We start from the raw sequence: 9,076 nt of genomic DNA, 5'->3' as shown, positions 1-9,076 counted from the left end.
TAACAATCAGGTGGTGGCTGCGGGTACAGCTGCAGGTACTGGTGCCTTTGGCGCTAACGGCGTGACTGCTGGCACGCTTGCCGTCAATGGCTTTGTGGGCAGTAAGAATATTGATGTTGCCTCGAACGCGACTGCATCTGCTATCGCGGACAAGATCAATGCAGTAAAGGGGGACACAGGCGTCAGTGCGACGGCCCGTACTGAAACCAGTGTCACCTTCGCCGCGTCTGGTGCTTATTCGTTGACGCTGCAGTCGGACAACAGTACAGCGCAAACCATTTCTTTCACGCTCTCAGCTTCCAATACAGCCGATGGCCTGTCTGCTGCTGTAAGTGCCATCAATGACCAGTCATCCAAGACAGGGGTGACCGCCGCGCTGAACTCCGATGGGACAACGATTCTGCTGACCAATTCGTCAGGCAATGATATTCAGTTGTCTGACACGGCTGCAATTTCCAATGCCGGCAATGTGACGGTGCAAAAACTGGATGCCTCTGGAGGAACAGTGGGCGCGGCTGTTACCCTGACGGCTGACAACACAGCCGAGAATGCCTTGGTGTCTGGATATGTGACCTTTGACTCGGAAAAATCTTTCTCGGTTGTGCCTTCAACCACGAATGCGATCAGCACGGGTACATCGTCCACATTGAAGAAGGTGTCTGATCTCGATATCACGACTTTTGCTAAGGCCACGGATTCCTTGAAAACGGTGGATTCAGCGCTGGCCTTCATCAACGGTGAGCGCGCCAAGTTGGGTGCTTTGCAGTCGCGCTTTGAAACCTCGATTGCCAACCTGCAAGTGACATCGGAAAATCTGTCGGCCTCGCGTTCGCGCATTCTGGACGCAGACTTCGCAGCCGAAACCGCCAACCTGTCGCGCTCGCAGATCCTGCAGCAGGCCGGTACCGCGATGGTGGCGCAGGCCAACCAGCTGCCGCAGGGTGTTTTGGCCCTGCTGCGTTAAAGGCGGGCGTGGTAGTCAGGGCGTTGCAGCGCCCTGATGTGACCCAGGCGGCGGCAGTTTACTGTCGTCGCCCTTTGGCTTTTTGGAAGGCGGGTGCCAGGACCGCTGGATAAGATGGGTTTCCTGGCGTGTTTACGGACGTTCATTGTCGCCCTTCGGCGCCATAATTTCCGTTGGACCAGTTCAGGAGGTTTGTATGGCCACGATTTCGTCACCCGGCGTCGGCACCAATGGATTGGATGTCAAGAACATCATTTCCCAGTTGGTTGCTCTGGAGAAAAAGCCTCTGGATACCTTGAAACTCCAGGCGGCGACGGTCAACACCAAAATTTCGGCGTTTGGGCAAATCAAATCGCTGGTCTCTGACTTTTCCGATGCTGCTAGCAAACTGGCCAGCCTGACGGGCTGGAATGGCGTCACGACGACCTCATCGGACTCAAAGTACGTCTCTGCCACAGCTATCGGCGGCACGCTTCCCACCACTTTTAGTGTGGAGGTGCAGAGCTTGGCCAAGGCTCAGGCTACTGCATCCGCTGCGCTGCTGCCAGTGGGTGGGGCGTTGGGCGCAGGCACCTTGCGTTTGGAGTTGGGAAAATGGAGCGTAGCGCCTGCGTCCTTCACGCCGTCTAGCGGGCAGCCTGTAGATATCTCGATCGCAGCCACGGACAAGCTATCAGACGTAGCTAGCAAGATCAATGGCGCGAATGCAGGGGTTACTGCATCCATTCTTTCCGATGCTTCGGGCGAGCGGTTGCTTTTGCGTAGCAAGTCCACGGGTGAGGAGTTCGGGTTCCGATTGAGCGTCATGGAGGGGGGGGACACCGATACTCAAAGTGCGGGTAACACCGATGCTTCGGGCCTGTCGCGTCTCGTCGCTGGTAGCACGGTCACTCAAGTGGCTGCCAATGCCAAAGCGACCGTGAACGGCATCGCGGTTTCGTCTGCCACCAATACATTCGCTACGACTATCTCGGGTGTGACCTTCAAGGCTGAGCAAGTCACTACAGCCCCGATTGATATCACTGTCAGCAAGGATGCGTCAGCCGTTCAGTCGAACATTGATGCGTTTGTGAAGTCGTACAACGCCATCAACCAGTTGCTGCAGGAGGCAACGAAGTACGATGCCAAAACTAAAACTGCGGGCCTGTTTCAAGGTGATTCAACCACAGTAGCGCTGCAGAATACTTTGCGCAATGCGATTCAATCCGTCACCACGGCGGGCGGGCCATTCCAGCGGCTTGCCGACATCGGTATCACGCAGCAGCAGGGCGGAGATTTGGCTGTCGATGCCACCAAGCTGAACAAGGCGCTGGCCAACAATCCCGACGATGTGAAAAACCTGTTCCGGAGCACGGGTGGCGGATCGGCTGATGGTCTGGCCGTCAAGATCAAGGCTGTAACAACCAGCTTGCTGGCGTCCAACGGCTTCTTCAAGACCAAAGATGACTCATTGCAGCTGAGTCTCAAGCGCAACAGCGACGATCAAACCAGGGTGAACCAGAAGGTTGATGCATTTGAAAAACGGATCACTGCGCGGTACAACGCACTGGATACGCAGTTGACCAGCTTGAATGGTCTTAACGCCTACATCTCGCAGCAAGTCACCACCTGGAATAAATCGAACGGTTAATCAGGGGCTTCAGTTTTTCTGGCGCGAGCCGATAACTTGATTAATACCTCGGAAGGATTGTCAGCATGTTCAGCGCCTACAGCCCCCGTGCAGCCAACGCTTACCAGCGCATCAACGTAGAGACCAGCATGCACACGATCGACCAGCACCAGCTGGTCAGCCTGCTGTATGAAGGTGTTCTCAACTCCATTGCGACAGCACGCGGCGCCATGGCGCGCGGTGATGTGCTCGGCAAGGTCAATGCCATTTCCAAGGCCATCCGAATTCTGGAAGAGGGGTTGAGCACCTCGCTCGACAAGGTGGATGGCGGTGAACTGGCGGAGAACCTGGGTGCGCTTTATGACTACTGCATCCATCGCCTTACGCTGGCCAATGCCCGTAACGACGACGCCATGATGCAAGAAGTCATGCGCCTGATCGAGCCCGTGGCAACCGGGTGGAATGAAATCAAGAAATCGGGTGCCGGTGCGTCCGAAACGCCCGCCTCGGGCCAGCCCGTGCTGGTGGAGGCCTGACCATGTCTCACATGCTGATTGACTATTACAAGGCGATTGAAGACAGCAGCGCCAAGATGCTGGAGGCTGCCAAGCTCAAGGATTGGGATGGTGTGGTGCGCTATGAAGGCGCCTGTGCAGTGCTGATCGAGCAACTGCGCTTCAAGTCGCAAGAGCACGAATTGCTGCCTGAGCACCGCCGTGAAAAGACCCGCATCATGCAGCGCATCCTGCGCAACGATGCGCAGATCCGCTGCCTGGCAGAGCCCTGGCTTGCGCAGTTCGAGCATCTGTTCGAGGGGCAGCCCCAGATGATGCACTGAGTGTGGGCAGCGCAACGCTCCCGGGCTGCTGCTGTGTGCGGCAGTGACCTAGCGATCAAATGTGGTTGCTTGTTAGGGCTGGGATGGCCGGATTGGCGGAGCACTGCGGCGATGGGCGGTGCCGTCCAGTGGGGTGCCAAAGTGCGCGGTACTGAACCTGTCGCTACTTCGACCGCCAAGCGCCTCTGGGTCAAAAAATGCACTGGATGTGCGTGAAGCGCCAGTGCAGCATGCCTTTGCTGCTATCAAAAATATAGTTTCTTGTGTTGGCACAGCGCAGTGCCACACGGCTGCCCCGTTGAGAACGTGGCCTTCATACTTCGCCAGCAGCTCACACCTGCATGTTCATGATGTCGGTGTACGCCTGCACCATGCGATTGCGCACGTGCAGTGTGGCTTGAAAGCCGATTTGCGCCTTCTGGATAGCCACCATGGTCTCTTCCAGACTCACGGAGGGGTTTTCCATTTGCACCTCCTTTTGCATCTCGGAAGATTTGTTCTGCGCGGCACTCACTGACTGCAATGCGCCCTTGAGCGCGCCGGAGAAGCCGACTTCATTGCCCGTGGTTTGCGGCGCTGCAGCACGGCGCGCGACGCCAGCGCCCGTCAGCGGGGCGGTTGAGCTGGAGATGCGAAGGTCCATGGCGGTATCCGTAGGGGAATGGCGGTATGCTGCGTATCCTAGCTACCGGCCCAGGATGCATCGCTCTGAATAGATGGCCAAACGGACGGCTTATCCAGCGAACATTTTGGGGGCGTGACCGAATAATCGACCCCACGCTAGGTCTGTTGCAGGGCCTGCTTTAATGGAAAGCAAGATGTCTGCTGTTGCTGAAGTCCCTCTCAATCCGCTCCCGACGCCGGCCAGTCCCAACTGGCTGCAGCGGCTGTCCGCCCTCGACCGGGCGCAGCGCATGCGGCTGGGTGCGGGCGTGGCGCTGCTGGTGGCTGCTGCCGTAGCTGCCGTCGTGATGGGGCGCCAACCCGACTACCGGGTACTGTTTTCCAATCTGGGCGACAAGGATGGCGGAGCCGTGGTGGCACAGCTGTCCCAAATGAATGTGCCCTACAAGTATTCCGAGGGTGGCGGCGCCATCCTGATCCCAGCGGAGCGCGTGCATGACGTGCGTCTGCGACTGGCCACTCAGGGCCTGCCCAAAGGCTCCGTCGCAGGTTTTGAGCTGATGGAGTCCAACAAATTCGGGATGACGCAGTTTCAGGAGCGCCTGAACTTCCAGCGGGGGCTGGAGGGGGAGCTCACCCGGTCCATTCAAGCCTTGTCGTCCGTGCAAAGTGCCCGTGTGCACCTGGCCTTGCCCAACCAGAACGGATTTTTCCGTGAGCAGCAAAAGCCGTCGGCCTCGGTACTGGTGAGCCTCCACCCCGGCCGTATTCTGGACCGTGCCCAACTCGCGGGCATCGTGCATCTGGTGGCTTCCAGCGTGCCGGAACTGGCGCCGTCGGCCGTGAGTGTGCTGGATGACACGGGCAAGCTGCTTTCCCAATCGCCCGACAGCACGGCCGGTGCTGAAATCAATGCCCAGCAGCTCTTGTATGTGCAGCAGCTGGAGCAGCAGTATTCGCGCCGCATCATGGACATTCTGGAGCCCGTGGTCGGCCGTGACAACGTCAAGGCACAGGTGACGGCTGAGGTGGACTTCTCCCAGACCGAGTCCACCTCCGAGCAATTCCGCCCCAACCAGACGCCAGACTCCAGCGCCGTCCGCAGCCAGCAGGTGCTGGAAAGCCGTGGCAGCGCGACGAAGACCGCCACGGGTGTGCCCGGTGCGGTTGCCAATCAGCCTCCCGCTCCGTCTGCAGCGCCCGTCAATGGCGCCAACCCAGCGCCCAATGCGGGCGGCCAACAGGGCACTGAGGAACAGTCCAACAAGCGCGAGTCCACCACCAACTATGAAGTGGACAAGACGGTGAAAGTGGTCCGTGGCAGTACAGGCGCAGTCAAGCGGCTGAGTGCTGCGGTCGTGGTCAACTACCAGTCGGCCGAGGACAAGGGCAAGACCGTGACCAAGGCGCTGACGCCCGAGCAGATCGAGCAGATGACGGCGCTGGTGCGTGAAACCATTGGCTTTAACCGCGAACGCGGTGATTCGGTGAATCTGATGAATACGCCGTTCCAGGTGACTGCAGTGCCCACCACAGACACCCCGCTGTGGAAGCAGCCTGAGGTGGTTGATCTGGCCAAGACCTTTGCCTGGCCGGTAGGTGCGGTTCTGTTTGCTGCCCTGGTGCTGATGGGGCTGGTGCGTCCTGCGCTCAAGGGCCCAGCGCCGGCCAAGGCCGGTGCCGCCAAGCCGGTGGCAGGTGGACAACTGGACGCGCTGGAGGCAGAAACACCCGAGCGCCCGGCATTGGCAGCGCCCGCCCGCAAGGACGAAGTGTTGCCCGCGACCCCCGAGCAGCTGCGCCTGGAAGATGCGCGCACGCTGGCCAAGGAGAATCCGGTCGCGGTCGCCAATATTCTCAAGACCTGGCTGAACGGCGAGCCCGTTTAGTCGCCGCTACCGCTACCGCTACCGATTGCACGGACCACGACCATGGACGACCAAGGACTCCACGATGCCGCCATCATGCTGATGTCCCTCGGCGAGGAAGAGGCGGCCGAGGTGTTCAAGCATTTCTCGCCCAAAGAGGTGCAGAAGCTGGGCGAGACCATCGCGCGCATGCGCTCGGTGTCGCGCGAAAAGGTGGACGAGGTCATCAACAAATTCTCCAACGCGGCCGCAGCGCAAAGCCTGTTGGTATCCGACACCGGCAATTACGTGCGCGCTGTGCTCAAGCGCGCGCTCGGCGATGACAAGGCGGGACTGCTGATCGACCGTATCTTGCAGGGCGGAGATGTCTCGGGCATTGAGAGTCTCAAGTGGATGGATCCGTTGTCAGTGGCTGAACTGCTGCGTAACGAACACCCGCAGATCGTTGCTGCCATCCTGGTACATCTGGACAGCGACCAAGCCTCGGGCATCCTGATGCACCTGACGGATCGCCAGCGTAGCGAAATTCTGTTGCGTGTGGCCACGCTCGAAGGTATCCAGCCGACGGCCCTCAAGGACCTGAACGAAGTGCTTTTCAAGGTGCTGGCGGGCGGGGACAAGATCCGCAAGAGTTCGCTGGGCGGTGTCAAGGCTGCCGCAGAGATCATCAACTTGCTGGGTGGCAACATGGACGCCGTGGTGCTCGAATCCATCCGGGGCTACGACCCTGACCTGGCGCAGAAGATCATGGACAAGATGTTCGTGTTCGAGGATGTTCTCAAGCTGGACGACAAGGCCATTCAAACGGTACTCAAGGAAGTGGCATCCGAAACTCTCATCGTGGCTCTCAAGGGCGCAGTGCCCGAACTGCGCGAAAAATTCCTCTCCAACATGTCTTCGCGTGCAGCCGACGCGCTGCGCGAAGACCTCGAATCGCGCGGCCCGATGCGGCTGTCCGAGGTCGAGGCGCAGCAGAAGGAAATCCTCAAGACGGTGCGTCGCCTGTCTGACGAAGGCCAGATCGTGATTGGAGGCGGTGGTGATGATGCCTTCGTCTAACCAGCGGTCCTATTCGCGGTTCATTCCCAGCGAGGAAGTCGGCGACTTCAAGCAGTGGAAGTTTGCCGCGGTCGACGGCTCCGATCTGGTCGAGCCAGAGCCCGAGCCGGAACCTGTGGCGGAGCTGCCCGCCGAGCTGGATGAAGCGGCACAGCAGGCGCTTGTCCAGCAGGCTTGCGACGATGCGTATGCAGAGGGCTTTGCCCAAGGTCAGGCGCAGACGGCGCTCGAGTGGCAGCGCCGCATGGATGAATACATTGCCCTGCAGGGACAAGAGGCGGCACAGCGCATGCAAAGCGTGCTGCAGACACTGGAAGCCAGCCTGATCGACATGCAGCAGCACATGGCGCAGCAGGTGCTGGAGCTGGCGTGTGACATCGCGCGCCAGGTGGTGCGCCAGGAACTGTCGGTCAATCCCAATGCCTTGTTGCCGGTGGTGCGGGAGGCCGTGGGCATGCTGGTCACTGAAGGGCGGCCAGCCACCGTTCGGCTCAATCCGGAGGATATGGAGGCCATGGCCCAGCCTCTGCGCGAAGAGATCAATGCGCCTGGCGTGCAGTGGATGGCGGATGCCGCTGTGCCTGCTGGCGGCTGCATGGTGGAGTCGGCGGGCACGGTCGTTGATGGCAGCATCGACAAACGGTGGCAGCGTGCCATTGCGTCGCTGGGGCTGCAGTCACCCTGGGACGACGATACGCGTGGGGATGGCGATGACCGTCGACCTTGACTCTGCCTGGACCCGCTTCATGGACGACGCGCGCGAGCGCGTGGCCGAAGGGGCGCCGTTGGAGACGCGGGGTACGCTGACCCGACTGACGGGACTGGTGCTGGAGGCGGTGGGGATCCGCGTGCCTGTGGGGTCGCAGTGCATGGTGCAAATGCCGGGGCACGCGCCGGTATTGGCTGAGGTCGTCGGGTTTTCTGCCGACCGTGCGTTTTTAATGCCGGCGGGCGATATCCATGGGCTGTCCAGTGGCGCGAGTGTGGTGCCGGCTGCGCCATATATCCCCATGCCCCGCTTGGGCGAGCCTCCACGGCCCGTACAACGCGCCGGGGTGCTTCGTTTACCCATGGGCGATGGCTTGCTGGGCCGCGTGGTGGATGCGCAAGGCCTGCCCCTCGACCATGGTGGACCGGTGCAGGATGTCGTGTCGGAGCCCATGGGGCGGCGGCAGATCAATGCCATGGATCGGGATCCGGTGCGTGAGCCCTTGGATACTGGCGTGCGCGCCATCAATGCTTTGCTGACCGTGGGGCGGGGTCAGCGTCTGGGGCTGTTTGCAGGCTCCGGGGTGGGCAAGAGTGTGCTGCTGGGCATGATGGCACGCTACACCCAGGCCGATGTGATTGTGGTGGGGCTCATTGGGGAGCGGGGGCGCGAAGTCAAGGAGTTTGTGGAAGACATCCTGGGCGAGGATGGCCGCGCACGGTCCGTGGTGGTGGCTGCACCTGCCGACGCGCCTCCGTTGTTGCGCATGCAGGGGGCGGCCTACGCTACTGCGGTGGCGGAGCATTTTCGCGACAAAGGGCAGCATGTGCTGCTGCTCATGGATTCACTGACCCGCTATGCAATGGCGCAGCGGGAAATTGCCCTGGCCATCGGCGAGCCGCCAGCAACCAAAGGGTATCCGCCGTCCTGTTTTGCAAAGCTGCCGCAGCTGGTCGAGCGCAGCGGCAACGGCCTGCATGGCGTCGGCTCGATCACGGCGTTTTATACGGTGCTATCGGAAGGTGATGACCAGCAGGACCCGATCGCGGATGCTGCCCGTGCCATTCTGGATGGGCACATTGTGTTGTCACGTGCCCTGGCTGAGACCGGGCATTTCCCGGCCATCGACATTGAGCAATCGGCATCGCGGGTGATGCACAACGTGGTGTCTCGCGGGCATTTTGACCTGGCGCGGCGGTTTCGTGCGGTGTATTCGCGCTACCAGAAGAGCCGGGACTTGGTGCAGGTGGGCGCTTACATGAGCGGCTCTGATCCCGCGTTGGACGAGGCCATTCGCCTGCAGCCGCAGATGGCGGGCTTTCTGCAGCAGGACATGTTTGAGGCGGCGTCGATGGACCAGAGCGTAGGCGCCATGGCCGCGGTGCTAGACCATTGACGGCCGGCA

Annotated in this window: 9 protein-coding genes; 8 read left to right on the top strand and 1 reads right to left on the bottom strand. The window is 60.5% G+C overall.

The features are described from left to right. From N4G42_RS21195 to N4G42_RS21180, 4 genes are all read left to right on the top strand, one after another. Window positions 1-964: flagellin (locus N4G42_RS21195; RefSeq protein ID WP_260668613.1), on the top strand; the 964-nt coding region annotated here is incomplete at its 5' end. Window positions 965-1,160: 196 nt separating this feature from the next. Next, window positions 1,161-2,594, top strand: a complete 1,434-nt coding sequence (fliD, locus tag N4G42_RS21190) for a flagellar filament capping protein FliD (RefSeq protein WP_260668612.1) — start codon at window positions 1,161-1,163, stop codon at window positions 2,592-2,594. Between the two features lie 65 nt (window positions 2,595-2,659). Then, a complete protein-coding gene (fliS, locus tag N4G42_RS21185) occupies window positions 2,660-3,109 on the top strand; it encodes a flagellar export chaperone FliS (protein ID WP_056065726.1) in 450 nt (149 codons plus the stop codon). Window positions 3,110-3,111: 2 nt separating this feature from the next. Next, a complete protein-coding gene (locus tag N4G42_RS21180) occupies window positions 3,112-3,411 on the top strand; it encodes a flagellar protein FliT (RefSeq protein ID WP_007860919.1) in 300 nt (99 codons plus the stop codon). 331 nt (window positions 3,412-3,742) lie between these two features. Here the strand turns inward: N4G42_RS21180 and fliE are convergent, their stop codons facing one another. Continuing rightward, entirely contained in the window at window positions 3,743-4,054 is a 312-nt protein-coding gene (gene fliE, locus N4G42_RS21175) for a flagellar hook-basal body complex protein FliE (protein WP_056065729.1), read from the bottom strand. Window positions 4,055-4,229: 175 nt separating this feature from the next. Between fliE and fliF the strand changes: the two genes are divergently transcribed. The 4 genes from fliF to fliI are packed head-to-tail and all read left to right on the top strand — an operon-like array spanning window position 4,230 to window position 9,067. Next, entirely contained in the window at window positions 4,230-5,924 is a 1,695-nt protein-coding gene (gene fliF, locus N4G42_RS21170; RefSeq protein WP_260668610.1) for a flagellar basal-body MS-ring/collar protein FliF, read from the top strand. Between the two features lie 42 nt (window positions 5,925-5,966). Then, the gene (gene fliG, locus N4G42_RS21165; protein ID WP_056065732.1) at window positions 5,967-6,962 is read left to right on the top strand and encodes a flagellar motor switch protein FliG; all 996 of its coding nucleotides are present in this window, start codon (window positions 5,967-5,969) and stop codon (window positions 6,960-6,962) included. Beyond that, entirely contained in the window at window positions 6,949-7,689 is a 741-nt protein-coding gene (locus tag N4G42_RS21160) for a FliH/SctL family protein (protein WP_409557853.1), read from the top strand. The genes fliG and N4G42_RS21160 overlap by 14 nt, the downstream gene beginning before the upstream one ends. Further along, entirely contained in the window at window positions 7,673-9,067 is a 1,395-nt protein-coding gene (gene fliI, locus N4G42_RS21155; protein WP_313771925.1) for a flagellar protein export ATPase FliI, read from the top strand. The genes N4G42_RS21160 and fliI overlap by 17 nt, the downstream gene beginning before the upstream one ends. Window positions 9,068-9,076 lie beyond the last annotated feature (9 nt).

Source organism: Acidovorax sp. K2F, from assembly GCF_025246485.1.
Classification (GTDB): domain Bacteria; phylum Pseudomonadota; class Gammaproteobacteria; order Burkholderiales; family Burkholderiaceae_C; genus Acidovorax; species Acidovorax delafieldii.
The sequence above is the reverse complement of the archived record's forward strand: the minus strand, read 5'-3'. Positions and strand labels throughout refer to the sequence as shown.